This window comes from Mycobacterium kiyosense (assembly GCA_021654635.1).
Lineage (GTDB): Bacteria > Actinomycetota > Actinomycetes > Mycobacteriales > Mycobacteriaceae > Mycobacterium > Mycobacterium kiyosense.
On the sequence record AP025179.1, the window covers coordinates 5,431,935 to 5,457,144 of the forward strand.

21 protein-coding genes and 3 pseudogenes are annotated in these 25,210 nt (G+C 67.6%); 15 read left to right on the forward strand and 9 right to left on the reverse strand.

Going from position 1 to position 25,210, the window contains the following annotated elements:
• The first annotated feature begins 7 nt into the window (after nucleotides 1-7).
• From L6444_RS25455 to L6444_RS31305, 4 genes are all read left to right on the forward strand, one after another.
• Entirely contained in the window at nucleotides 8-1,072 is a 1,065-nt protein-coding gene (locus L6444_RS25455) for a zinc-binding metallopeptidase family protein (RefSeq protein ID WP_236977945.1), read from the forward strand.
• Between the two features lie 11 nt (nucleotides 1,073-1,083).
• Nucleotides 1,084-1,914 carry a class II glutamine amidotransferase gene (locus tag L6444_RS25460; RefSeq protein WP_236977947.1) on the forward strand — a complete coding sequence of 277 codons (831 nt, stop codon included), beginning with the start codon at nucleotides 1,084-1,086 and terminating at the stop codon, nucleotides 1,912-1,914.
• Nucleotides 1,915-1,996: 82 nt separating this feature from the next.
• A complete protein-coding gene (locus tag L6444_RS25465) occupies nucleotides 1,997-7,141 on the forward strand; it encodes a BTAD domain-containing putative transcriptional regulator (RefSeq protein WP_444980226.1) in 5,145 nt (1,714 codons plus the stop codon).
• 96 nt (nucleotides 7,142-7,237) lie between these two features.
• Nucleotides 7,238-8,635, forward strand: coding sequence for a Cif family virulence factor (locus tag L6444_RS31305; RefSeq protein WP_444980225.1), 1,398 nt, complete (start codon nucleotides 7,238-7,240; stop codon nucleotides 8,633-8,635).
• A gap of 72 nt (nucleotides 8,636-8,707) precedes the next feature.
• On the opposite strand, the gene pdxH is transcribed toward L6444_RS31305, so the two are convergent.
• Entirely contained in the window at nucleotides 8,708-9,334 is a 627-nt protein-coding gene (gene pdxH / locus L6444_RS25470) for a pyridoxamine 5'-phosphate oxidase (protein ID WP_236984422.1), read from the reverse strand.
• 107 nt (nucleotides 9,335-9,441) lie between these two features.
• Here pdxH and L6444_RS25475 point away from each other — a divergent pair, with 107 nt between their 5' ends.
• Nucleotides 9,442-10,560 carry a citrate synthase 2 gene (locus L6444_RS25475; protein ID WP_236977949.1) on the forward strand — a complete coding sequence of 373 codons (1,119 nt, stop codon included), beginning with the start codon at nucleotides 9,442-9,444 and terminating at the stop codon, nucleotides 10,558-10,560.
• A 119-nt stretch (nucleotides 10,561-10,679) separates the two neighbouring features.
• Nucleotides 10,680-11,132: a VOC family protein gene (locus L6444_RS25480; protein WP_236977951.1), complete on the forward strand. Its 453-nt coding sequence runs from the start codon at nucleotides 10,680-10,682 to the stop codon at nucleotides 11,130-11,132.
• Here L6444_RS25480 and L6444_RS25485 read toward each other — a convergent pair.
• Both L6444_RS25485 and L6444_RS25490 read right to left on the reverse strand, forming a co-directional pair.
• A complete protein-coding gene (locus L6444_RS25485) occupies nucleotides 11,129-12,814 on the reverse strand; it encodes an FAD-dependent oxidoreductase (RefSeq protein ID WP_236977953.1) in 1,686 nt (561 codons plus the stop codon). The two genes, L6444_RS25480 and L6444_RS25485, sit on opposite strands and share 4 nt — an antisense overlap.
• A gap of 19 nt (nucleotides 12,815-12,833) precedes the next feature.
• Complete coding sequence (locus tag L6444_RS25490) at nucleotides 12,834-13,859, reverse strand: AurF N-oxygenase family protein (protein ID WP_236977955.1); 1,026 nt, start codon at nucleotides 13,857-13,859, stop codon at nucleotides 12,834-12,836.
• 207 nt (nucleotides 13,860-14,066) lie between these two features.
• Between L6444_RS25490 and serC the strand changes: the two genes are divergently transcribed.
• Together serC and sepH are read left to right on the forward strand one after the other, a co-directional pair.
• Nucleotides 14,067-15,197 carry a phosphoserine transaminase gene (serC, locus tag L6444_RS25495; protein ID WP_236977957.1) on the forward strand — a complete coding sequence of 377 codons (1,131 nt, stop codon included), beginning with the start codon at nucleotides 14,067-14,069 and terminating at the stop codon, nucleotides 15,195-15,197.
• Between the two features lie 101 nt (nucleotides 15,198-15,298).
• Nucleotides 15,299-16,093, forward strand: coding sequence for a septation protein SepH (gene sepH / locus L6444_RS25500; protein WP_236977959.1), 795 nt, complete (start codon nucleotides 15,299-15,301; stop codon nucleotides 16,091-16,093).
• On the opposite strand, the pseudogene L6444_RS25505 reads toward sepH, so the two are convergent.
• The 3 genes and pseudogenes from L6444_RS25505 to L6444_RS25515 form a co-directional block, all read right to left on the reverse strand.
• A pseudogene (locus L6444_RS25505) lies at nucleotides 16,076-16,349 on the reverse strand (DUF2537 domain-containing protein). The gene sepH and the pseudogene L6444_RS25505 sit on opposite strands and share 18 nt — an antisense overlap.
• Nucleotides 16,350-16,359: 10 nt before the next feature.
• Nucleotides 16,360-17,205, reverse strand: coding sequence for a TrmH family RNA methyltransferase (locus tag L6444_RS25510; RefSeq protein WP_236977962.1), 846 nt, complete (start codon nucleotides 17,203-17,205; stop codon nucleotides 16,360-16,362).
• A pseudogene (locus tag L6444_RS25515) lies at nucleotides 17,202-17,635 on the reverse strand (Rv0880 family HTH-type transcriptional regulator). The gene L6444_RS25510 and the pseudogene L6444_RS25515 overlap by 4 nt, the downstream one beginning before the upstream one ends.
• Before the next feature lie 98 nt (nucleotides 17,636-17,733).
• Between L6444_RS25515 and L6444_RS25520 the strand changes: the two are divergent.
• A complete protein-coding gene (locus L6444_RS25520) occupies nucleotides 17,734-18,015 on the forward strand; it encodes a DUF2530 domain-containing protein (protein ID WP_236977964.1) in 282 nt (93 codons plus the stop codon).
• Complete coding sequence (locus tag L6444_RS25525; RefSeq protein WP_236977966.1) at nucleotides 18,015-18,476, forward strand: SRPBCC family protein; 462 nt, start codon at nucleotides 18,015-18,017, stop codon at nucleotides 18,474-18,476. Before L6444_RS25520 ends, L6444_RS25525 begins: the two co-directional genes overlap by 1 nt.
• A 215-nt stretch (nucleotides 18,477-18,691) precedes the next feature.
• On the opposite strand, the pseudogene L6444_RS25530 reads toward L6444_RS25525, so the two are convergent.
• Nucleotides 18,692-19,474 (reverse strand): annotated as a pseudogene (locus L6444_RS25530) (DUF3027 domain-containing protein); the annotation flags it as partial.
• Nucleotides 19,475-19,610: 136 nt separating this feature from the next.
• Here L6444_RS25530 and L6444_RS25535 point away from each other — a divergent pair.
• Together L6444_RS25535 and L6444_RS25540 are read left to right on the forward strand one after the other, a co-directional pair.
• Nucleotides 19,611-21,272 (forward strand): MFS transporter, encoded by a 1,662-nt coding sequence (locus tag L6444_RS25535; protein ID WP_236977970.1) that lies wholly within the window; start codon nucleotides 19,611-19,613, stop codon nucleotides 21,270-21,272.
• Nucleotides 21,273-21,279: 7 nt separating this feature from the next.
• Nucleotides 21,280-21,774: a DUF2771 domain-containing protein gene (locus L6444_RS25540; protein ID WP_370653033.1), complete on the forward strand. Its 495-nt coding sequence runs from the start codon at nucleotides 21,280-21,282 to the stop codon at nucleotides 21,772-21,774.
• An 18-nt stretch (nucleotides 21,775-21,792) separates the two neighbouring features.
• On the opposite strand, the gene L6444_RS25545 is transcribed toward L6444_RS25540, so the two are convergent.
• Together L6444_RS25545 and L6444_RS25550 are read right to left on the reverse strand one after the other, a co-directional pair.
• The gene (locus L6444_RS25545; protein ID WP_236977971.1) at nucleotides 21,793-22,797 is read right to left on the reverse strand and encodes a glutathione S-transferase family protein; all 1,005 of its coding nucleotides are present in this window, start codon (nucleotides 22,795-22,797) and stop codon (nucleotides 21,793-21,795) included.
• A 50-nt stretch (nucleotides 22,798-22,847) separates the two neighbouring features.
• Nucleotides 22,848-23,270, reverse strand: coding sequence for a cold-shock protein (locus L6444_RS25550; protein WP_236977972.1), 423 nt, complete (start codon nucleotides 23,268-23,270; stop codon nucleotides 22,848-22,850).
• 161 nt (nucleotides 23,271-23,431) lie between these two features.
• On the opposite strand from L6444_RS25550, the gene L6444_RS25555 reads away from it, so the two are divergent.
• The 3 genes from L6444_RS25555 to L6444_RS25565 are packed head-to-tail and all read left to right on the forward strand — an operon-like array spanning nucleotide 23,432 to nucleotide 25,177.
• A complete protein-coding gene (locus L6444_RS25555) occupies nucleotides 23,432-23,827 on the forward strand; it encodes a YccF domain-containing protein (protein WP_236977973.1) in 396 nt (131 codons plus the stop codon).
• Entirely contained in the window at nucleotides 23,824-24,894 is a 1,071-nt protein-coding gene (gene moaA, locus L6444_RS25560; protein ID WP_236977974.1) for a GTP 3',8-cyclase MoaA, read from the forward strand. The genes L6444_RS25555 and moaA overlap by 4 nt, the downstream gene beginning before the upstream one ends.
• Nucleotides 24,887-25,177, forward strand: coding sequence for a MoaD/ThiS family protein (locus tag L6444_RS25565; protein ID WP_236977975.1), 291 nt, complete (start codon nucleotides 24,887-24,889; stop codon nucleotides 25,175-25,177). The genes moaA and L6444_RS25565 overlap by 8 nt, the downstream gene beginning before the upstream one ends.
• The last annotated feature ends 33 nt before the right edge of the window (nucleotides 25,178-25,210 follow it).

Genomic DNA, 25,210 nt, shown 5'->3' on the forward strand with positions numbered 1-25,210 from the left:
TCGCTGCGTGCGCGCGTTCGCATGTCCGCTCTGCCACAGCTTCGTCCCTTTCGAGTCGCGACGCTGCCCGGGCTGCGCGGTGGAACTCGGCTTGCACGTCCCCAGCCGTGCCATGGTCGCGACCTCGTCGGGCGTGGCGAAAATCGACAGCCAGACCTGGATTCCGTGTGCGAAATCGACCAGCCTGGACTGCAACTGGCTGGTGCCCGACGAACACGAATTGGGCGGTAAACGAGGGCGGTGTCTGGCCCATTCCCTGATCCGTCGCGAACCCGAAGCCGATGACACCATCGCGCAGGAAAAGCTGGTGTCCACCGGAATTGCGTTGCGGCGGTTGGTTTATCAGCTGATCGACATCGGCTTGCCCGTCGACCCGTTCTGGCGCAAAGACGGCGGCCTGGCGTTTGATCTGCTGTCCAGTCACAGCGATGGTCAGCGAGTCACGATCGGCCACGCCGGCGGGGTGATCACCATCGACTTGGTGGAATCGCTGGACGCATACCGCGAATCACTGCGGGTCCGACTCGGCGAGCCCTACCGCACCATGCTGGGCCATTTCCGTCACGAGGTCGGCCATTACTACCAGAACATCCTGGTGGAAACCGGCGACCAGCACTATCTCGCCGAGTGCCGGGAGATCTTCGGCGACGAGCGCGCCGACTACCAAGCCGAGATTGCCTGGCACTACAAGTTCGGCGCCCCGCCCGATTGGGCCGACTCGTTTATCTCCGAGTACGCGACGATGCACCCGTGGGAGGACTTCGCCGAGTGCTTCGCCCACTACCTGCACATCACCGGCACCATCGACACCGCCCGGGAGTCCGGGCTGATCCTGCATGCCGAGAAGGTCCGTTTCTTGATGCAACGTGACGTCGTGCCCCGGGAGTCCTACGAGGATGCGCCGATCGAGGCGCTGCTGGAGGACTGGAAGTGGTTGGCGCTGAGCTTCAATCGCGTCAACACCGCCATGGGCAAGAACCCGTTGTACCCGTTCGAGATTCCGCCCGCGGTGGTCCGCAAGCTGGCGTTCGTGCACAAGGTGATCCGCGAGACGGCGCGTGCAGCGCATTAAGGAGCTCAGACATGTGTCGGTGGGTTGGGTACCTGGGTGCCCCGATCGCGCCCCGCGAGCTGTTGCATGATCCGCAGCGCTCACTGATCGAGCAGAGCCGTCGGCACGCGCCGAACATGGACATTCCCAACGGGGACGGCACCGGACTGGGCTGGTATGAGCACCGCGCCGAGCCGGCTCTGTTCCGCAGCATCACCCCGGCGTGGGGTGATGACAACCTGCTCGAGCTGGCTACCGAGATCCGCACCCGACTGTTCCTTGCGCATGTGCGTGCGGGTACCGGCACTCCGGTGCAACAGACCAACTGCCACCCATTCCGTTGGCGTAACTGGCTTTTCGTACACAACGGGCACGTCGGCGAATACCGGCGGCTGCGACGGGATCTGCTGTTGGCCGTGCGCCCGGACCTGTTCGACAACATCGCCGGCTCCACCGATTCGGAGCTGTTGTTTCACCTCGCGCTCACCTTCGGTCTCACCGACGACCCCCTCGGCGCCCTGGCGCGGATGGCGGGTTTCGTCGAAGCGGCCGCCACCGCGGCCGGAGTGGCCGAACCCGCGCTGCAGATGACATTGGGGGTCAGCGACGGGCAACGGCTCTATGCCGTCCGCTATGCGAGCGGCCCGGAGGCCAACACCTTGTTCGTGAGCGAAGATCCGGATTCGGTGCGGATGTTGTATCCCGAGAGTGAACGGTTGGGGCATTTTGGTGACGCCGCCCGAGTGGTTGTTTCCGAGCCGCTGACCGAGCTACCCGGGATGTGGCGCGAAGTGTCCGCAGGGTCGGCACTGGTCATCGGCGAGGACATTGAAGAGCAGCCGTTCCGGCCGATCGGTCCGTGACGCTGTCCGCGGTCTTTACTCGACCTTGACCGCGCGTTGAATCGTCTTACCGACGATGGCTGATGTGACTACCCTTCAAGACGTGGAACTGGGGGTTTTAGGGCCTCTTCAGGTCCGGCAGGGCGGCGCGCCCGTCGTCATACCGGGCGCCAAACCACGCGCTCTGCTCACCATGCTGGGCCTGCACCTCGGCTCCGTCGTCCCCGCGGACACCCTCCTGGAACTGCTGTGGGGCACCGATCCGCCCCGCACCGCGGACAAGGCCCTGCAAACCCACATCTCCGCGCTGCGACGCACCCTGGGCGACGGCTTCGTGTTAACCGAGGGCTTGGGCTGGAAGCTCACCGGGGCGGACATCGATGCCTCGCGTTACCGGGCGGCTGCCCGCGCGGGACGGGATGCGGCCGCCGCCGGCGACCCCGGACAGGCGGTGGCCCGCTTCGAGGAAGCGCTGGCGTTGTGGCGCGGAATCCCCGAACTGCCCGACGGCCGGCGCGGCATCTCGGAAAAGACCCGCTGGATCGAAGGCCACGCCGCGCTCGTCGAAGACCGGGCCGACGCACTGTTGGCAACCGGCCGCGCCGCCGAGATAATCGGCGACCTCGAAGCCGCGGTGGCCGAGGCGCCGCTCCGCGAAAGGCGTTGGGGCCAGCTGATGCTCGCGCTCTACCGGGCCGGCCGGCAAGGGGAGGCCCTCGGCGCCTACCAACGGGCCCGGACAATGCTCGCCGACGAGCTGGGAGTGGACCCCGGACCGGAACTGCGGCGCCTCGAGGCGGCTCTGGTCGCGCAGGACGCATCGCTGGACGTCTTTGTGGAACAACAACTCCCGTCCGTAACGCGGGCAGTTACCTTCCTGCTGACCGATATCGAGGGATCTACTGCCGCCTGGGAATTGGACGCCGGAGCCATGGCGATCGCACTGGCCCGTCACGACGAACTCGTCGAGCAGGTCGTGACCGCCCGCGGCGGACGGCTGGTCAAGACGCGTGGCGAGGGCGACGCGACCTTCTCGGTGTTCGAGCGTCCGTCCGCGGCGGCCGCCGCCGCCATCGAGATGCAGGAAGCGATCGGTCACGAACCGTGGGAGTTGGCGCAGCCGATGCGAATTCGGGTGGCGCTGCATAGCGGTGAGGTCGAGCTTCGCGACGGCGACTACTTCGGCCGGGCGGTCAACCGCGCTGCGCGGCTACGCTCGCTGGCCACCGGCGGGCAGATCCTATGCTCGGGTGCCGTCGCCGAACTCGTCGTCGACTCCCTGGCCGACGATGTCGTGCTCGACGATCTGGGTATGCGCAACCTGAAGAATCTGGCGCGACCCGAGCACGTTTTCGAACTGCGGCTGGACACCGCGCCGCAGCCGCGGCCGACGGCGGCGCCCATCGAGCGGCCGGCGCTGCCGCCGGTGCTGATCGGACCCGGCCCGTTCGTCGGCCGCGGGCCCGAACTCGCGCAACTCATTTCGGCCTGGCAGGCCCGTGGCACGCACGCCGTGCTGATCGCCGGCGAACCGGGCGTCGGCAAGACGCGCCTGGCCGGCGAATGGTCGCAACAGGCGTACGGGCACGGGGCGGCGGTCCTGTACGGCCGCTGCGACGAAGACCTCGGCGCGCCGTATCAGCCGTTCGCCGAAGCGTTGCGTTGGCTGGTGCCGTGCGTCGGTGCCGATCGGCTACGGGGACTGCGCGGTGTCGAAGCGCTGCTCCCGCTGGTTCCCGGATTGCCAGACATCGTCCCGGATTTGCCGGCACCGGCCAGTGCTGATCCCGACACGGAGCGCTACGCATTGTTCGACGCCGTCGTCGCTTTGCTCGAAATAACTTCTGCTGCAGCGCCTTTGGGTCTTATACTCGACGACTTACACTGGGCCGCCAAGCCGACGCTGCTGCTGTTGCGCCACCTGCTGCGCTTCGGGGACCACGCCCGTGTCCAGGTGGTGGGGACCTACCGCAGCACCGACCTGGACCGCTCTCACCCGCTGGCGGCGATGCTGGCGGACCTGCACCGTGACGGCACCGCGAGCCGGTTGAGCCTGAGCGGCCTGGACGAGCACGACGTGACCGCCTATGTCGCCGAGGCCGGTTACGAAGACGAGCAACTCGCCCACGCGTTGGCATCGGTCACCGGTGGTAACCCGTTCTTCCTCATCGAGGCCTTACGACATGTCGACGAGAGCGGCGGTGTGTGGGACCAGAGCACCTTGCCGCAGGGTGTGCGGGAGGCGGTGAGCCGCCGGCTTTCTCGACTCTCCATGGAGACCAACAAGGCCCTTTCCGCCGCGGCGGTGGTGGGCAGCCGGTTTGCGGTTGAGCTGGTGGAGCAGGTGGTCGGTGAGGATCTCGTCGACGCATTCGACGAAGCGGCCAAAGCCGGCCTGGTCATCGAGGAGCCCGGTGGTCGTTACCGGTTCAACCACGCCCTGGTTCGTCAGTCGCTGCTCGCCGAGTTGGCTTCGGTGCGACGCATGCGGCTGCACCAGCGCATCGCCACCACGCTGGAAAACCAGCCAGGCGCTGACGACCCGATGCTCGCCGAGTTGGCCCACCACTACTTCGAATGCGCCTGGGCCGGAAACGCATCCAAGGCAGTGTTCTACTGTCGTCGGGCCGCGGATCAGGCGATGGCCCGGCTGGCCTACGAAGGGGCGGCCGACTTGTACGGCCATGCGCTGCACGCGTTGGAGGAAATCGACGAGGAACTGCCTGACCGCGACGAGCAGGCCGCCGAGCTGCTGGTGGCGCGCTGCGAGGCGCTGCTGGCCGCGGGTGACATGGCGTCGGCATCGGGCGCCGTGGCGCAACTACGTTCGGCGACAGCTCATTTGATGCGGTTGGCGGCGTGGGCGACGTGCTTCGACGGGCAACTGTCCATGCTGATCCGCCCCGAACGGCTCGACGAGGTCGAAGCCGCGCTCGGCGCGGCAGCCGCCAGGCTGGCCGAACTGGACGACGCGGCAGGGGAAGCCAAGGCTCATACCGTTCGGGCCGGGTGCCTGGCCCGCCTCGGGCGTATCGGCGACTGCGAAGTCGCCCTGGACGACGCCCTGACCGCGGCCCGGCGGGCACGCGACCACCGCCGGGTGAACGCGGTGCTGGCGGGCGCACCCGTGGCGGCGCTGTGGGGTCCCAATCCCGTTCCGCGAGCCGGTGGTCGGTGTCTTGACGTGGTGCGACTGCTGCGCATCACCACCGAATCACCCACGGTCGAGGCCACCTCGACACGGTGCCAGGCCGTGCTGGAGGCGTTTCGCGGTCGCGCGGCCGCGGGCCGGCGCATGATCGACTCGGCCCGGCGCACGGTCACCGAGCTCGGCTTGCGGCACGCACTGCTCGAGGTGGAGCAGTTCGCCGGCATCGTCGAAATGGTCGCCGGTGATCCTGCCATGGCTGAGCGGCATCTGCGCAAGGCCTACAACGGTTTCCGTCGCTTGGGCTTGGATGCCGATACCGCCGAGACCGCCGCGCTGCTGGGTCGGGCCTGTCTGCTGCTCGATCGTGAACCCGAGGCGGCCGAGTTGTGTTCGGAAAGTGAGCGGTTGGCCGGCCACGTGTTGAAGGCGTCGATTGCGTGGCGCACGCTGCGGGCGCACTTGCTCACCCGCTCAGGCGATCACGAGCAGGCCAGAAGGATCGCCGAAGATGCCGTCGCTCTGGCCGAGCGTACCGACGCGTTGGTCGATCACGGCGATGCGTGCCTCACACTCGCAACGGTCCTGCACGGCGCCGGCGACATGGCGGGATCTCGCGCGGCCGCCGAGCGAGCCGTCGATCTGTACGAGCGGAAACAGGCAGCCGCACTTGCCGATACGGCACGTCTTCTGCTCGCCGGCCACAGTTCGACGTTGGCGCCCGCCGCAGCCGTAGCAGCCAGCGTCGAACTGGACAACGCCTGTGTGCGGTCAGCCGGCCAAGTCGCGGTGGCGGTGGATCGCGAAGCTTGGGACGAGCTGGAGCGGCTGTTTTCGCCGTCGGTAATCGTGGAGAGCCGCCGCCGAGTTGTCGGCTTTGCCGTCGATGACCTGCCTGCCGGCCCGTGGCCGCAGAAAGTCAGGCGGGTATGCGAGAACGGCGCACTGCGGTTCCGCATCGTCGGCGTCGTCGCTGTACGAGGAGACCGCCTGGCACTGACTCGACTTACGGTCGGGACCGCCGACGCGAGCGCGGGATCACCACACGACGAGTTCCTTCAACTCTGCCGCATCGACGCGGACGGGCGGATCGACCTTCAGGTGTGGTTCGACCTCGAAGACATGGACGTGGCGGTCACTGAACTCGACACCACTCACGCACGGCTGCAGCAGGCACGCCCGCGAACTACGTTGCACAACAGTGCGACTCGAGTGGGCGACCAGCGCTACGCATTCTGCGCTGCTGGACGGCTGGACGAAGTCGGCGCGTTGTACGCCGACGACACCCGAGTCGATGATCGACGGCAGGGGCTACGCCGCGAGACCGGCGGCCGCGCTGCAGCGATCGACAAGGTCCGCGCGATTTCGGGCTCGGCCGCGGGCATCGCCACGACACCGCTCGCGCTGCGAGGTGAACGCCTCTGCCTTCGCCGCGTGAAGTTCGAGGCGCCTGACCCGCGCTCCGACGCGTTGGGCGTCGAAACATTGGAGATCACTGAGATCGACACCACCGGGAGGGTCTCGGGCACGGTGATATTCGACCCCGCTGACCTCGACGCCGCCTTCGAGGAACTCGATCGCCGATATCTGGCTGGCGAGGCGTCCGCGTACGCCCACACCTGGTCGGTGATCATGCGGAACTTCGCGGCGTTCAACGGACGCGAACTCCCCTCCGTGACGCCGGACTGGGTGAATCTCGACCACCGCCGAGCAAGAGCGTTCTCTCCGGGCGACCTCGTCCCGTATATCCGCGCCACCTGGGAACTCGCGCCGCAGTCCACCATCTACGTGGTGGCCGTGCATCGACTGAACGACCTCGGGGCGGTCGTCGCCGAGGCGACGGATGTGACGTCGCCGGAGGGTTTCGACGCCGAGTGGCAAGAGATCAACCTCCTAACCATCGAAGGCGACCTGATCGACCGTAGCGAGGTATTCGATGAGGCGGACCTCGGCGCTGCGCTGGCAAAGTTCGATCAGCTCAGCGAACAGGTGGTACGACCCGAAAACGCAGCGACCAGAGTGTGCCGGCGGATCGACTCGTATTTCGTCGCCGGCGACTGGGACGCAGTGGCGCAAGCGCTGGCCACCAACGCCTTCTAGGACGATCGCCGCAAGGTGGTGGGGTCTGGACTTCGGCAGGGCCGCGGCGAGGTGATGGCCGAAATCTCGGTAGTCGCCAGGGCCGGGGTTGTGAGCATGGTCACTGACACCATCGCGACCCGCGGGGAGCGTGTCGTGCTGAACCGTGTCCGTACTGCGTTCGGCGACGATCGTCCGGACGCATTCGGCATCGATGTGCTCGCCGTGGTCGAAATCGATTCCGACGAGAAGATATTAGGGCGCGTCGTGTTCGACCTCGATGACTTCGACGCCGCCATAGCGAAACTCGATGACTGCTATCTGGCCGGCGAGGCCGCCCCCTACGCACGCACCTGGTCGGCCATCACTGATGGTTACGCCGCGCTCAATCGGCGCGAAATCCCGCTGACTACACCGGATTTTGTCAATATCGACCATCGCCCGGTGGCGTTCGCACCCGGAGAGCTCACCGAATTCTTCCGTGCCTCTTGGGATCTCTATCGGGAACAAACCGTCTATATCGAGGCCGTACACCGACTGGGTGAATCCGGAGCCGTTGTCATTCACGCGGCGCGAGGGACCTCGAATCAAGGACTGCAGACAGAGTCGCGGTATGTCAACCTCGCGATGCTCGACGGGGAGGTGTGCAACCGCTGCGAGATTTTCGACGAATCCGATCTAGACCTCGCGATCGCGAGATTCGATCAGCTCAGCCAGCCAACACCGCAGCTTGAGAGCGCAGCATGCCAGGTGTACGAACGTTTCTTCAGGCGCTTCGCCGCTCGCGACTGGACTGCCCTGGCGCAGATGTATGCCGAAGACATCTGCACAGACGATCGCCGCCAGGTGGTGGGCTCGGGAACGCTCCGCGGTCGAGAGGCCAATGTCGCGAATATGCGGGCCATCGCCGAAGCCGGTACCAGCGACCTGACTTCATCTCCAATTGCGAACCGCGGCACGCGTATCACGCTCACTCTTCTGCATTCTGCGATGTTCCAAACCGACGTGCTCAACCTCGTCGAGATCGATGCCGACGAGCGGATCAAGGCGGTCGTCGTATTCGACCCCGATGACGTCGATGCTGCCTTCGCCGAGCTGGACGCCCGCTACCGTGCTGGTGAGGCCGCGCCGTACCTGGACACCTGGTCGGCGATCAACCAGGGTTTCGCCGCGCTCAACCGTCGTGAACTCTTTGCAGCAACACCGGATTGGGTGAACATCAATCACCGCAAAGGGGCGTCGATTGCGCCCGGCGAGATGCCCGCGCTACTCGACGCGGCATGGCGGGCGCCGTCCGAGCTGAGTTACCGCATTGTGGCGGCGCCACGTTTGAACGAACGCGGAGCCGTCATCACCCACTTGACCCGCGAGACCTCGCACGAGGGTTTCCAAGCCGAGTGGCGGGTGATCAGCGTGATCATCTTCGAGGGCGAATTGGTGAGTCGTTGCGAGGTTTTCGACGAAAAGGACCTTGACGCCGCACTTGCCCGCTTCGACGAACTCTCGCGAAGGTAACCCCACCGCGAAATCCAGCCCCGAAAATCTCGGCCCGGTCACACTCGCGGCTAAGGCTCAAGCCGAAATCAGTTAGGGCTGCAGCCGCTCCACGACACCACCGGCTACCCGAATCCTGTTGTGCACCCGATTCTCTCGGCCCTGCCAGAACTCCACCACCTCGGGCGCGATCACATACCCACCCCAGTTCGGCGGCACCGGCACCCGCTCCATGTCGGCGAACCGCGCCGTCACCGCCGCGAGCTGGTCGAGCAGCGCCGCCCGCGAGGCGATCGGCTGCGACTGATGGGAGGCCCAGGCCCCCAATTGCGACCCGCGCGGCCGTTTGGACCAGTAATCCTCGGTCGCCTCCGGTGCGACCTTGGTGACCGCACCCCGGACATGGATCTGACGCCCCAGCAGATACCAAGGAAAGGTCGCCGACGCGTACGGCGTCGCCGCCAACTCGAGTCCCTTGGCCGAGTTGTAGTGGGTGAAGAAGGTGATCCCGTTTTCGTCGGCGCCTTTGCACAGCACCGATCGGCTCACCGGCCGTCCCTCGGAGACGGTGGCTACCACCATGGCGTTGGGTTCGGCGACTCCGGCGCGTTCGGCGTCGTCCATCCAGCTGCGGAACAGAACCAGCCAGCCATCGGCCAACCAGTTCGCATCGAGATCCGGGCTGCCGTCCTTCTCGACGGATCCATACTCCGCCCGCATCGCAGCCAGGCGATTCTCCTCAGGTCCGGTCACCGCGCCCACGCTACTCGTCGCCGGTTACCGGCCGGTAGTAACCGACCGGCGCGTAAGTGCAAGAATCAAGCCCCATGACTGTGGTCCCCGAGGATTTCGTCCCAGGCTTGGAAGGCGTGGTGGCATTCACCACCAAGATCGCCGAACCGGACAAAGATGGCGGCGCGCTGCGCTACCGCGGCGTCGATATCGAGGACCTGGTAGGCCGCGTCCATTTCGGTGACGTCTGGGCACTCCTCGTCGACGGTGACTTCGGGCGCGGCCTGCCGCCGGCCGAACCGTTCCCGTTGCCGATCCACACCGGCGACGTACGCGTCGACGTTCAGGCGGGCTTGGCCATGCTGGCGCCCATCTGGGGGTACAAGCCGCTGCTGGACACCAACGAGCCCACCGCTCGCGACCAACTCGCCCGCGCATCGGTGATGGCGCTGTCCTACGTCGCGCAATCTGGGCGCGGCATCTACCGGCCCGCGGTTCCGCAACGCGTCATCGACGAATGCTCAACCGTCACAGAACGTTTCATGACCCGCTGGCAGGGCGAACCGGACCCCCGCCACGTCGAGGCGATCGACGCCTACTGGGTGTCGGCGGCCGAGCACGGGATGAACGCCTCGACGTTCACCGCGCGGGTGATCGCCTCCACCGGGGCCGACGTGGCCGCGGCGCTGTCCGGCGCCATCGGAGCGATGAGCGGCCCCCTGCACGGCGGCGCTCCGGCCCGGGTGCTACCCATGATCGAGGAAGTCGAGCGCACCGATGACGCCCGCGGCCTGGTCAAGGGCATCCTGGACCGCAACGAGAAGCTGATGGGTTTCGGGCACCGCGTCTACCGCGCCGAAGACCCCCGCGCCCGGGTGTTGCGGACCGCCGCCAAGCGGCTGAACGCACCGCGGTACGAGGTCGCTGCGGCTCTCGAGCAGGCCGCCCTGGCTGAACTGCGGGAGCGCCGCCCCGACCGGCCGATCGAGACCAACGTCGAGTTCTGGGCAGCCGTGATCCTGGACTTCGCCCAGGTACCCGCGGAGATGATGCCCGCGATGTTCACCTGTGGCCGCACCGCCGGCTGGTGTGCGCACATCCTGGAGCAGAAGCGGCTCGGCAAGCTGGTCCGCCCGTCCGCGATCTACGTGGGCCCCGACCCGCGCAGCCCGGAATCCGTGCCGGGTTGGGACGCCGTCCTCGCCCGGGCGTGAGCGCCCGGCGCCCTCGCCCGCTAAGGCAACTGGCGAATTCCGAGCGCTGAACAGCGATGAGTTTTCGTCATGACCCTGGTCAATACCGGCGAAGGCACATCGAACCCTAGGAGTAAGCCATGGCCATCACCGTCCAACCCACGCTGTCCCCCCACCTCGTCGTCGACGACGCTGCCGCCGCGATCGACTTCTACGTCAAGGCATTCGACGGCGTCGAACTCGTCCGCATCCCCGGCCCCGATGGCCGGCTAATCCACGCCTCGGTGCAGATCAACGGCTTCATGGTGATGCTCGCCGACGACTTCCCGGAGATGTGCGGCGGCAAGTCGATGACCCCGAAGGCCCTGGGCGGCACCCCGGTGACCATTCACCTGACCGTCACCGACGTCGAAGCCAAGTTCCAGCGCGCTCTGGACGCCGGCGCCACCGTGGTGATGCCGCTGGAAGACCAGTTCTGGGGTGACCGCTACGGCGTGATCGCCGACCCGTTCGGGCACAACTGGTCACTGGGGCAGCCCGTCCGCGAGGTCAGCATGGAGGAGATCGCCGAGGCGATGTCCGCGCAGGCTTAGCGGCGCAGCCGTGCCAGCAGGCGCTGGCCCCGGGTCGGCGCCTGCGGCAGCTCGGCGGCAACCGCGAGCATCTCGGCGACGTCGGTGAACTTGACCCGCGGCCGTCCGACCGCGCTGCCGCGCGCAACTTCGGCGGCGTCGATGGCGCGCCATCCCGCGGAGTCGACGACTGCCGGCTGGCGGGCGGCCACCAGCTTGGCCAGAGCCGCGGGCTTGGCCGCCGGGTCAGTCAGCTTCCCGGCGTTGAAGTCGGCCACTAGCGCCTGGATGGTCTGCAGCGAGCACGACTTGTTGGTGCCGATGAAGCCGGTGGGTCCGCGCTTGATCCAGCCGGCGACGTAGGCGCCGACGACGGGCTGCCCGGCGAGGTCGACGACGCGGCCGCCGTCGTTGGGGACGACGGCCGCCACCTCGTCGAACGGCAGGTCGCGAATTGCCTTGCCGCGGTAGCCGATCGAGGTCAGCACCAGGCCGGCGTCGATGCGACGTGTCTCATCGGTGCCGGTGACGTCGAACTCGACCCCGGTGGCGTGCGCAGCACCGAGGACGCGTCGCGGCGTCAGGTGATAGGCCAGCCGGATACGCGGCCGCGACGCCGGCTCCGAGCTGCCACCGAGCGCGGCCAGGATCTCCAGCTTCTTGCGGGTCAGTCGATCCGACGCGGTGGCCAGGTCCTGCTGCGCCCGTCGGTGGTCGTCGGCGTCGAGCACCACATCGGCGGTCGCAGTAAGCCCGATCAGCTCGGGCAGGGTGAACGCCGAGTGGGCGGGTCCGCGGCGGGCCGCGATCACCACCTCCCGCACCGCCGACTTGCGAAACGCCTTCAGCGCATGGTCGGCGATGTCGGTGCGAGCCAATTCGTCCGGGTCGGCGGTCAGCAGCCGCGCGACGTCGAGCGCGACGTTGCCGTTGCCGATGATCACCACCCGCTCGTGGCTGAGATCGACTGGCAGCGAAGCATATTCGGGATGGCCGTTGATCCAGGCGACCAGTTCGGTGGCGGTGCCGGTACCCGGCAGGCCCATGCCCTCGATGTCGAGGCGACGGTCGTCGGGCGCACCCACCGCGTACAGCACGGCATGGTGGTGCTCCAGCAGTTCGGCGTGGCTCAGGTGTTCGCCGACTTCGACGTTGAGGAAGAACCGGAACCGATGGTCGGCGGTCACCCGGTCGAACAACCGCGTCACCTGCTTGGTGTGCTGATGATCCGGCGCCACCCCGGCCCGCACCAAACCATATGGGGTGGGTAGCTTTTCGAAGACGTTGACCCGCACATTCTGCTGGACCAGCAGTTCGTCGGCGGCGTACATCGCCGCCGGCCCCGATCCCACGATGGCCACCGTCAGCGGCTCGTGTCGGGCGCGCACCTCGGCTGCCGGAAGCACCGCGGCCAGCTTCGAAGTCGGCGGCAACTTCTCGCCGGCGGGGCGCTCCGGATAGAACGACGCGTTGATCTCCGCGAACGGCAACTGCTTGAGGTCCAGCTTGCTGTCGGGCACGATAGCGCCGACGGGGCAGGCACTGACACAGGCGCCGCAGTCTACGCAGGCCACCGGGTCGATATACAGCATCTCCGACGTCGCGTAGCCCGGCTCGTCCGGGGATGGGTGGATGCAATTGACCGGACACGCGAAAACGCAGGACCCGTCATTGCAGCACGACTGAGTAATTACGTGCGGCACAAGTGAACTCGCGGAATCTTCAGGCGGCCGGCACAGCGGTCAGGTGCTGGCGCTGCGGCTCGCTGCGGTAGCGCGACGGCTTGCCGTTGATCTTGCAGAGCCGCCACATCAGGCGGGCCGACCGGTTTTCCATCAAACCGGTGTCGTAGGCCAGCATCCTCACGTCGGAGAACATGTCTCGCAACCACTTTCGCGACTCCGGCGAGCGGAAGAACAGTTCCTTCTTCACCGAGCGCGGGATGTCGAACTCGTCCCAGAAGGCTTTCGGCGGGATCAAGATCGCGTTGCACAGCACCCGCATGGTCAGTGGGAAGTACAGCGAGACCCAGAACCGTTGCCGCCGAGTTAGATTCGGCAACCGCCTGCGCAAAAACTCGTGCGCGAAGGAGATGTGGCGGGCTTCCTCGGCCACGTGAATCGCCATCACCCGCTCCATGATCGGGTGCAGCGCCTTGCCCTCGCGAAGCACCTGCTTCTGGGTGTGGTCGATCGGCTCCTCGCCGGCGAGCACGCCGATGAAGAACGCCACCGGCAGCGGCCCGGCCACCAGCGGCACCAGCGGCGAGATCCACTTCAACCGGCGCGGCATGCCCGGAACATCGGCGCCGACCCGGTTCACCATCTCTTGGAACATCATGGTGTGGTTGCACTCTTCGACCGATTCGTGCAGGCAGTACCGGTATTCCGGCGAGCCGTTGGGCACCCAGAAGGTGTAGGTCATCAGGCCGCGGATCAGGATGGACTCGAAGTGCAGGCCGACCTTGGCCACGTTGGCCTGGCGCCACATCCCGATCTTGATCTTCACGTCGTCTGGCTGCGCCTGATACCAGGGGTGGCGGCCCAGCGGGTCGGTCGCCGGCAGGATCCAGCGGGGGTCGTTGTCGGTGACAGCGAATTCCGGTGAGTCCCAGTCGATATCGGTGTACGGGTTGAAGTTCCGCCGCACCGACCCCTCGGACAGTGTGGCGAGCATTTCCACGTACTCGGCGTCGTCTCGAACTTCCATGTTGCGGCGCCACCGTCGAACCATGCGCGTCCTAGCCATTCAAGCCTCCCCAACGAGGTGTTTACATCGGACGTGTAAACAACACGATACCGCCGGTACCGGGAATCCACCAGACTGCGCCAACCGACTGTGGCCTAGCCCGCACCGCCCGACTCGCTGTGGGCCAGGTCACATGGAGCGCCAGTCAGCGGCCTTGCGGGGTCCCGATTTGTCGGTCACCCCACGCCGCTCACTACCCTGATCGTCATGGCTGAACAGCTCACGACTTCCCTCGAAATTCCCGCCGACCTCAAACCACGCGACGGACGCTTCGGCTGCGGCCCGTCCAAGGTGCGCCCCGAGCAGTTGCAGGTGCTCAGCACTACCGCGGCTCACTTGTTCGGCACCTCGCACCGCCAGGCGCCGGTCAAGAACCTGGTGGGCCGGGTGCGCGAGGGCCTGTCGCAGCTGTTCTCGCTGCCCGACGGGTACGAGATCATCCTGGGCAACGGCGGAGCGACCGCGTTCTGGGACGCCGCCGCCTTCGGCTTGATCGACAAGCGCTCGCTGCACCTGACCTACGGCGAGTTCAGCGCGAAGTTCGCCTCGGGCGTGGCCAAGAACCCGTTCGTCGGCGACCCGATCATCGTCAAGGCCGACCCGGGCAGTGCACCCGAGCCGCAGTCCGACCCGTCCGTCGACGTGATCGCCTGGGCGCACAACGAAACTTCGACGGGCGTCGCGGTGCCGGTGCGGCGGCCGGCCGACTCCGGTGACGCACTCGTCGTCATCGACGCCACCTCGGGCGCCGGCGGGTTGCCGGTCGACATCACCGAGGTCGACGCCTACTACTTCGCGCCGCAGAAGAACTTCGCCAGCGACGGCGGCCTCTGGCTGGCTGCGATGAGCCCGGCCGCACTGGCCCGCGTCGAGGCGATCGCGACGTCCGGTCGCTGGGTGCCGGACTTCCTCTCACTGCCGATCGCGATCGAGAACAGCGTCAAGAACCAGACCTACAACACCCCCGCGGTCGGCACGCTGATACTGCTGGCCGAGCAACTCGATTGGCTGCTGGGCAACGGCGGCCTGGACTGGGCGGTCAAGCGCACCGCGGACTCGTCACAGCGGCTGTACTCCTGGGCCGAGGAACGCTCCTACACCACCCCGTTCGTCGCCGATCCGGCGCTGCGCTCGCAGGTGGTGGGCACCATCGACTTCGTCGACGAGGTCGACGCTGCGGCGGTGGCCAAGACGCTGCGGGCCAACGGCATCGTCGACACCGAGCCGTACCGCAAACTCGGCCGCAACCAGTTGCGGATCGCGATGTTCCCCGCGGTGGACCCCGACGACATCAGCGCCCTGATCGCCTGCGTGGACTGGGTGGTCGAGCGGCTCTGACCCGCGCCCCGCGTGTCAACCAGGTTAACGGCGTTCGGCGCATTAGAGTGCGCACGTGACGGGTCCGGCGCTGACCTGCACGGAACCTGCGAGGAGAAGCCATGCGGGAACTCAAGGTGGTTGGGCTAGACCCCGACGGCAAATACGTCCTCTGCGAAGGCGCCAGCTCGGCCGAGAAGTTCAAGCTGCCCGCCGACGACCGGCTACGTGCCGTGCTGGACGGCGAGCCGATGCCCCCCGAGCAACCCGCTCTTGACATCGTGGTGACGAACATGTTGAGCCCCAAGGAAATTCAAGCCCGGATCCGGGCCGGAGCATCGGTCGAGCAAGTGGCCGCCGCGTCGGGATCCGACGTCGCCCGCATCCAGCGGTTCGCCAACCCGGTGCTGCTGGAACGCTACCGCGCGGCCGAGCTGGCAACCGCTGCGCACCCGGTGCTGGCCGACGGTCCCGCGGTAATGAGTTTGCTGGAGACCGTGACCGCAGCGCTGGTGGGCCGCGGCTTGAGCCCCGACAAGCTCACCTGGGACGCGTGGCGCAACGAGGACAGCCGCTGGACGGTGCAGCTGGGCTGGCAGGCCGGCCGGTCGGACAACGTGGCGCACTTCCGCTTCACTCCCGGCGCACACGGCGGCATGGTCACCGCAATCGACGACGCGGCCAGCGAACTGATCGACCCGGACTTCAAGCCTCGCCAGCTCGCCCCGGTGGCGCGCCTGGCCTTCGAACCCACCGACGAATCAGCGCAACCCGCCCAAGCCGTCCCCCCTGCCCAACCCGCGCAGCCGGAGGCCGCCGCACCGGCCGAGCCGCCCACCCAGGCTCGACGCGGTAAGCCGGCCATCCCGGCCTGGGAGGACGTGCTGCTCGGCGTCCGCTCAAGCGGACAGCGCTAACGCCGCCAGCGCCAACCAGGCGCCGAGGACTCCGACTCCGGCGCCCAGGACGAACCAGCGCAACACCAGGGTTCGTCGCCATCCCCAGAAGGTCGGCGCCAGTCCCCCCGACCGCCACGATGTTGAGGCCGACGGCCAGCAGCGGGTGAACACGCATCAAACCCAGGCTGAGCACCACGATCGCCGCACCCACCACCGCGGCGACGAACGCGGCCACCCCCAAACCCGTTCCCCACGGCACGGACTCGTCGTTCACGACCGGAAGCCTATCCCGATCCCCGGCAAACGGTCCGTTCGTAGAACGCCAGCGCCGCGGCCGTGGCGACGTTCAAGGAGTCGGTGCCACGCGACATCGGTATACGGACCCGCGCGTCGCTGATTCGCAGCGCGGCCGGCGTCGGCGTCAGCCCCGGCCCCTCGGCGCCCACCAGCAGCGCGACCGGATCGTCGGCAACCGCCGCCATCGCCTCGGGTAACGGGAGCGCATCGTGGTGCGGGGTCATCGCCAGCAGACGAAAGCCCAACTCTCTGAGGCGGGCCAGGTCGGCGGGCCACTCGTCGGCGCGCGCATAGGGCACCAGCAGCGCGTGTCCCATCGATACCCGCACTGCGCGGCGGTACAGCGGGTCGGCACAGCCGCTGCCGAATACCACCGCGTCCACCCCGAGACCGGCCGCGTTGCGGAAGATCGAGCCCAGGTTCTCGTGGTCGTTGACGCCTTCGAGCACCGCCACGGTGCGGGCGCCGTCGACGACCTGGGCGACGGTGGGCTCGGCAACCCGGCTCGCCGCGGCCAGCACACCCCGGTTCAGGTGGAACCCGACAGCCTGCGCCATCACCTCTGCGGAGGCGCGATAGTAGGGCGCCGAGGCACCGGCCAGGTCGTCCCTGAGTTCGGCGAGGCGACGATCGGTACCCAGCAGCGCCCGCGGGGTGAACCGCGACGCCAGCATGCGCTGCACCACCAACACACCCTCGGCGATCACCAGGCCTTTGCCGGTGGGCAGGTCAGGACGGCGGTCGACGCTGTTCAGGTCGCGGAAATCGTCGAGACGCGGGTCGTCTGGGTCGGTGACGTCCTGAACATCGAGGCCCGGCGCCGGCGACCTCACGGACTTTCGTCGACCAGCATCGACATCAGATCGGCGGCCCTGCGCAGGATCTCGCGCTGCTCGTCGTTCAGGGTGGCCAGCCGCCCGGCCAGCCATTCCTGACGTGCCCGTCGGGCCGCCTTGACCAGCTCGGCGCCGGCTTCGGACACCGACACCAGCACCTGACGACCGTCGACCGGATGCGGAGCGCGGTCCACCAGCCCTTCGTCGGCCAGCGAGGCGATCACCCGGGTCATCGACGGCGGCCGGACGCGTTCGCGGATGGCCAGCGCACCGGGCGTCATCGCCCCCCTCGTTGGCCAGCGTGGTCAGCGCCGACAGCTGCGACAACGACACCGGTGACGAGGGGATTTCGGAACCGGAGCTGCCGGGACAACCGCATGACCGCCAACGACAGGTCGGCAGCCAGCCGCGCATCGCTGTCAGGCACAGCGCGAGGTTACAACGGAACCTGGCAAACAGCGACGAGAAACGGCGAACGCGCGGCACGGGTCGGCGCTGCCGGCCGGCACGTTATCTTGAGAACCGATGAGCACCGAGGCCACCGAACCCCAACCGCCGCCGCTGCCACCGGCGCTGCTCAAGATCTGGCCGATCATCATCGTCGGCGCCCTGGGCTGGGTGATCGCCGCCGCGGTCGCGTTCCTGGTCCCCAGCTGTCAGAGTTGGCGGCCCATCACCCTCGCGGGTCTCGGAGTGTCAGTGCTCGGCACCAGCATCTTCCTGCTGCAGTTGGCCGCCGCCCGGCGTGGCGCGCGCGGCGCGCAGTCCGGCCTCGAACGGTATCTCGAACAGAAATTGGAGGACTAATGGCAACCCCCACCGCCCTGTTACAAGCCCAGATCGATATCGATGCTCCGCCGGCGAAGGTGTGGGCGCTGATCTCCGACCTGCGGCGGATGCCCCAGTGGAGCCCCCAGTGCCGGTGGATGCGCCAGTTCGGGCCGTTGCGCACGGGTACCCGCACCCTGAATTTCAATCGGCGCAACAAGCTGTTCTGGCCTACCACCAGCACGATCGTGGAAGTCATCCCGGAGCAGAAGCTGGCGTTCCGGGTCGACGCCAACCGCACGATCTGGAGCTACGAGCTCGAGCCGCACGGTGCGGGCACCCGGTTGACGGAAAGCCGACACGCCGAGAACGGCGTCTCCGCGTTTTCCAGCATGACGGTCAACGCGTTGATGGGTGGGACCAGCAGCTTCGAACGCGAGCTGGTCGACGGGATGCAGACTTCGCTGGCCAAGATCAAGGCGGCCGCCGAGCAGGGCTAGTCGGCGGACGGTTCCTCCACGGCCGGTCCCTCGGCCGAGGGTTCCCGGGTCGCGTCTTCGGTGGCCGGTTGTACGACCGGTTCCGCCGCGACCGGCTCGTCCGGCACCGGCTCCGCTGCGACCGCGTCGCCCGGCACCGGCTCGCCCGTCACCGGGTCCTCCGCGACCGGCGCGGCCACGGTTTCCTCCGCCGCCACCTCGGCAACCACGGTCGTCTGAACCACCTCCAGCACGCCGTCGTCGTACGGCTCGTACATCGGCGACCCGGTGCCCGGCGGAGCCGGCGTGTCCGAGTGCGCACCGCAGCCGTACAGCTTGTCCACGACGTGGCCATCGGCGGACAGTTCGTTGCCGCACACCCCGAACATCGCGCCCAGCGACCCTGCCAGCGGCAGGAAGAACCCGCAGTCGCGGCACACCCGCTTGGTAGACCGCGACATCGCCGAATCCGGCCCGTAGTCGCCCTCGTGCCAGCGCTCGGCGGCATCCGCGCGGCCCCAGGCGCTCATCACCCAGCGACGGCCCAGCCCCAGCTCGTAGGCGACGTCGTCGACCTGCGGGTCACCGCTGGCGGTGTAACCCGGCACCAGCCGCGGGTCGTCCTTGACGGGGGCCAGCAGATCCCCCGGCCCCAAATCGCCGGGCCGCACCCGCTGCTCCCACGGCACCCACTCGGGCGCCAGCAGTGCCGTCGGCCCCGGGATCAGCACCACTTCGCTGATGGTGGCATGGTCCGCGCCCAGGTACGAGGCGACGACGACGGCCCACTGCCAACCCTGGTAACCCGGCAGGTGCGCCAGGAACCGATGGGTGGCGGCGTTCGGGTCCTCGTAGCTGACACCCAGGTAATCCCCTACGGCCTCGGCCCCGCTGAACTCCGCGACGGCGGCCCGGGCCTGCTCGGCCGCACCCGTGAGCACCTCCGCGATCTCGTCGGGCCAGGCCGTCGCCGTCACGGCACCAGCCGGCCGGGAGGACTCCTCGATGGGTCCGGTCACGCTCTCACCTCTCTGCATTGCCTCACCAATACTGCCGGAAGACACGTCCGCCCAGCCACACCGGTTTCCTCCGCCGGCAGCCGACATAAGACAGAATTGAACCGTGTCTGGACCGAGGCGTGATCAACCGGGCCGTATGGCCCCACCCCCGGGCCGCCGGACCCGAGACGAAGGATCCTTTCAGGAACATCCCGGGATGGCCAACTACCCGGCTGGCGACGCCGACCACCGCCGGTCCCGGCGGCCACCGCCGATGCCCAGTTCCAACCGGTACCTGCCGCCGCTGGGTCACGAACCGCCCCGTCGCGACACGACGCCTCCCCCGCCGCGCGGCTTCAACAACGGCGAACGCATCACCGTCACCCGTGCCGCGGCCATGCGCAGCCGTGAGATGGGCTCGCGGATGTACTGGATGGTGCAGCGCGCCGCCACCGCCGACGGCGCCGACAAGTCCGGCCTCACCGCGCTGACCTGGCCGGTGATGGCAAATTTCGCGGTCGACTCCGCGATGGCGGTGGCCCTGGCCAACACGTTGTTCTTCGCGGCGGCCAGCGGGGAGAGCAAGTCCAAAGTCGCCCTCTACCTACTGATCACCATTGCGCCGTTCGCCGTGATCGCGCCGCTGATCGGACCGGCGCTGGACAAGTTGCAGCACGGTCGCCGGGTCGCGCTGGCGCTGTCCTTCGCGCTGCGCACCGCGCTCGCGCTGGTGCTGATCATCAACTACGACGGCGCAAGCGGCAGTTTCCCGTCGTGGGTGCTCTACCCCTGCGCGCTGGCCATGATGGTGTTCTCCAAGTCGTTCAGTGTGCTGCGCAGCGCGGTCACCCCGCGGGTGATGCCGCCCAGCATCGACCTGGTGCGGGTCAATTCCCGGCTGACGGTCTTCGGGCTGCTCGGCGGCACCATCGCCGGCGGTGCGGTCGCGGCCGGCGTGGAGTTCGCCTGCACGCATCTGTTCAAGCTGCCCGGCGCGTTGTTCGTCGTCGTCGGCATCACGATCGCCGGGGCGCTGCTGTCCATGCGGATCCCGAGTTGGGTCGAGGTCACCGCCGGCGAGGTGCCGGCCACGTTGAGCTATCACCGCGACAGCGACACGATGCGGCGCAGCTGGCACACCGAGGCCAAGCCGGTTAAGGAGAAACCTCGACAGCCGTTGGGCCGCAACATCATCACCTCGCTGTGGGGCAACTGCACGATCAAGGTGATGGTCGGGTTCCTGTTCCTCTATCCGGCGTTCGTCGCCAAGGCGCACGACGCCGACGGCTGGGTTCAGCTGGCCATGTTGGGAATGATCGGTGCGGCCGCAGCCATCGGCAACTTCGCCGGAAATTTCGCCAGCGCGCGGTTGAAGCTGGGCCGCCCCGCCGTGCTGGTGGTGCGCTGCACCCTGGTGGTCACCGCGTTCGCGCTGGCCGCCGCGGTGGCCGGGCATCTGATCGCGGTCGTCGTCGCCACGCTGTTCACCTCGGGGTCCAGCGCCATCGCGAAGGCGTCGCTGGACGCGTCGTTGCAGAACGATCTTCCCGAGGAGTCGCGTGCCTCGGGTTTCGGGCGTTCCGAGTCGACCCTGCAGTTGGCGTGGGTGTTGGGTGGCGCCCTGGGCGTGTTGGTCTACACCGACCTGTGGGTGGGTTTCACCGCGGTCAGCGCGCTGCTGATCCTGGGTCTGGCCCAGACGGTCGTCAGCTTCCAGGGCCGCTCGCTGATTCCTGGGCTCGGCGGCAACCGACCGATCATGGTCGAGCAGGAGGGCTGGCACCGGGGCGCGCCGGAAACCCGGGTGACGCCGCAGTGAGTCCCCGGTGAGGCCGTCGCTCAAACCCCGCATCGTCGCACTGCTCGTCAGCGTGATCGTGCTTGCCGCGGCGGCGGGGGTCGGGACCTGGCTGCTGGTGCGTGATCGCGGCCCGTCCTACCCGGTGATCAGCGCCTATTCGAACGGTCACCTGACCAAGGTGGGCCCCTACATGTATTGCAACGTCCTGAATCTCAACGACTGCCAGGAGCCACGGACGCAGGGCGAATTATCGGTGAGCGAGCGTTATCCGGTGCAGCTCTCGGTGCCGGAGGCCATCAGTCGCGCACCGTGGAAACTGCTGCAGACATATGAGGATCCGACCAAGGACACCACCACCATCTTCCGGCCGAACAGCACGCTGGCCGTCACCATCCCCACCACCGACCCGCAGCGCGGCCGGCTAACCGGGGTGGTGGTGCAGCTACTCACCAAGCTCGTCTACAACGGGGAGGAATTCTTCCCGCCCCACGCCGAATGGTCTGTGCGCGTTAACTTTTGATCGTCCCCAGCCGGCGGGTTACGCGCCGTGACCGACCGGCACCCGTTCGCCATCGGGCGTCGGCCCCGGCGGCGTGCCGTCACCAAAAGGCCTGCCGCCCAACGCTTCACGGCCGTGCGGCGAAAGCCAGTTGGCCAGGTCCGGTCCCTTGGGGACGATACCTGTGGGGTTGATGTCGGAATGCACGATGTAATAGTGCTGCTTGATCTGGACGAAGTCGGTGGTATCGCCGAAGCCCGGGGTCTGGAACAGGTCTCGCGCGTAGGCCCATAACACCGGCATCTCGGATAGTTTCTGGCGGTTGCACTTGAAATGCCCGTGGTACACCGGATCGAAGCGGGCCAGGGTGGTGAACAATCGCACATCGGCCTCGGTAATGGTGTCGCCCACCAGGAATCGCTGAGCTCTCAAGCGTTCACTCACCCAGTCGAGCGCGGTGAACAGCCGGTCGTAGGCGGACTCGTATGCCTGCTGCGCGCCGGCGAACCCGCACCGGTAGACACCGTTGTTGATCTCGGTATAGATCCTCTTGCTCACTTCGTCGATCTCGGCGCGCAGTTCCTCGGGATACAGCTGCGGCGCCCCCGGCCGGTGGTAGCCGGTCCATTCGGTGGAGAAATCCAAGGTGATCTGGGCGAAGTCGTTGGTCACCACCGCGCCGGTCGGGATGTCCACGATCGCCGGAACGGTGATGCCCTTGGGATAGTCCGGGAATCGCCTGAAGTAGGCATCCTGTAGCCGCGGGATCTTCAGGACCGGGTCTACGCCGCCGGGATCGAGATCAAAGGTCCAACTGCGCTGGTCATGCGTCGGACCGCAAAAGCCAATGGAGAGAACCGATTCCAGACCCAGCAACCGCCGCACGATGATCGCGCGGTTGGCCCACGGACAGGCGCGGGCCACCACCAGCCGGTATCTACCCGGCTCGACCGGATAGCCGTCGCGACCATCGGCGGTGATGCGGGTGGTGATGTAGTTGGTGTCGCGGTTGAATTCGCCCTTGCCGGCCACATAAGAGGACATGTAGACAATCCTGCCCTCTCGGGCGCCGGCGTAGCACGCGCGGCGGGGCGTTACGCCTCGAACTCCCGCGCGACCGCCTTGACCACCTCGGAGATCTGCCGGGCGGTCTTGCGGTCCGGGTAGCGGCCCTTGCGCAACTCGGGCTGCACAGTGCTCTCCAGCAGAGTGATCATGTCCTCGACCATGCCGTGCAACTCGTCGGGACTGTGCTTGTGCTCGGCGGGTGGTTCCCGGCGTGAGGCCTCCCGGCGCGTCCGGGCCAGGCTCGGCGGCGGCTCGAGCAGCTTGAGGCTCAGGGCCTGCGGTCCCCGCCGTCCCGAGGCGATGCCGAACTCGACGCGCTGTCCCGCCTTGAGCCCCTCGACACCGGCGGGCAACGCCGACGAACGGACGTAGACGTCCTCGCCGTCCTCCTGCGACAGGAAGCCGAACCCCTTCTCGGAGTCGTACCACTTCACTTTGCCGGTCGGCACTGCTCTCACCTGCTTGTCTCACGGATGGGGTATTCCACACAAAGACGCGTCCCGCCTGCGCAGGACGCGATGACGATCACAGATCCTACTCGGCGCATCGGCCGCCGAGCATCCCGGTTTACCCCTAACTCGGTAGGCTGGCGGTACCGCTGGAGGAGATTATGCGCCTGATCCTGAACGTCATCTGGCTGGTATTCGGTGGCCTCTGGCTGGCCCTCGGATACCTGCTGGCCGCGCTCGTCTGCTTCCTGCTCATCGTCACGATCCCGTTCGGCTTCGCCTCCCTGCGGATCGCGTCCTACGCGCTGTGGCCGTTCGGTCGCACCATCGTGGACAAGCCCGGCTCCGGAGCGGGCGCCCTGATCGGCAACGTGATCTGGATCCTGCTGTGTGGGCTGTGGTTGGCGATCGGTCATCTGACCAGCGCGCTGGCGATGGCCGCCACGATCGTCGGCATCCCGCTGGCATTGGCGAATTTGAAGATGATCCCGGTGTCGCTGATGCCGCTCGGTAAGGAGATCGTTCCCGCCGACTGGCCGGCGCGGGCCCGAGCATGACGCCGACCGCGCTGGGATTGCCCGGGATGCCCGCCCCCAGCAAACATCGGCGGCCACCCGGCGCCGGACCGCTGCTCGACACGTACGGCCGGATCGCCACCGACCTGCGCGTCTCGCTGACCGACCGCTGCAATCTTCGCTGCACGTACTGCATGCCCGCGGACGGCTTGGACTGGCTGCCCGGCGACCAATTGCTGCGCAGCGACGAACTGGCTCGTCTGCTGCGGATCGCGGTGACCCGACTCGGCATCACCAGCGTGCGCTTCACCGGGGGTGAGCCACTGCTGGCCCGCCACCTCGAAGACGTCGTGGCCACCGCAGCCCGCCTCACTCCGCGCCCGGAGATTTCATTGACCACCAACGGCGTCGGACTGGCGCGGCGGGCGGCCGCGCTGGCGGCGGCGGGTCTGGACCGCGTCAACGTGTCGGTGGACAGCATCGACCCCGCCCACTTCGCGGCCATCACCCGTCGGGACCGGCTGGCCGACGTGCTGGCCGGACTGGCCGCCGCTGCGGCAGCCGGTCTGGCACCGGTGAAGGTCAATGCCGTTCTGGACCCCGCGACCGGTCGCGAAGACGTCGTCGAGTTGCTGAGGTTCTGCGTGGCGCACGGCTACCAGTTGCGGGTCATCGAGCAGATGCCGCTCGATGCGGGCCACCGGTGGCGCCGCCAAGCGGCGCTGAGCGCCGACGACGTGCTGGCTGCGCTGCGCCCGCACTTCCGGCTGCGACCCGATCCAGCGCCGCGCGGTTCGGCCCCCGCCGAACTCTGGCTGGTCGACACCGGCCCCGGCACGCCCGCCGCCAAGTTCGGCGTCATCGCCTCGGTGTCGCACGCGTTTTGCTCGGCCTGCGACCGCACCCGGCTCACCGCCGACGGCCAGATCCGCAACTGCCTGTTCTCCACCGAAGAGACCGACCTGCGCGCCCTACTGCGCGGCGGCGCCGGGGACGACGCCATCGAGGCGGCGTGGCGCGACGCGATGTGGGCCAAGCCCGCGGGGCACGGCATCAACGACCCCGGGTTCGTCCAGCCCGACCGCCCGATGAGTGCCATCGGTGGCTGAGGGCCCCGTTGACGCAGCTACGACGGCCGTCCGGATCGAGGTGACCGTCCGGTACTTCGCGGCCGCCCGGGCAGCCGCGGGTATCGAGTGGGAAACGGTCGAGTTGCCAACCGGCACCACGGTGGCCGGCCTGGTTCAGAATCTGGCGCGCCGGGGTACCCGCCTGGCAACGGTATTGGAACGCTGCTCTTATCTGCGCGACGGAATTGCCGTTCGAGATGAGGCCACCGCGTTATCCGCCGGCGACACCGTTGACGTACTCCCGCCGTTCGCCGGCGGTTAAAACTGTGAAATGCCTCACATAACGGAACGATAA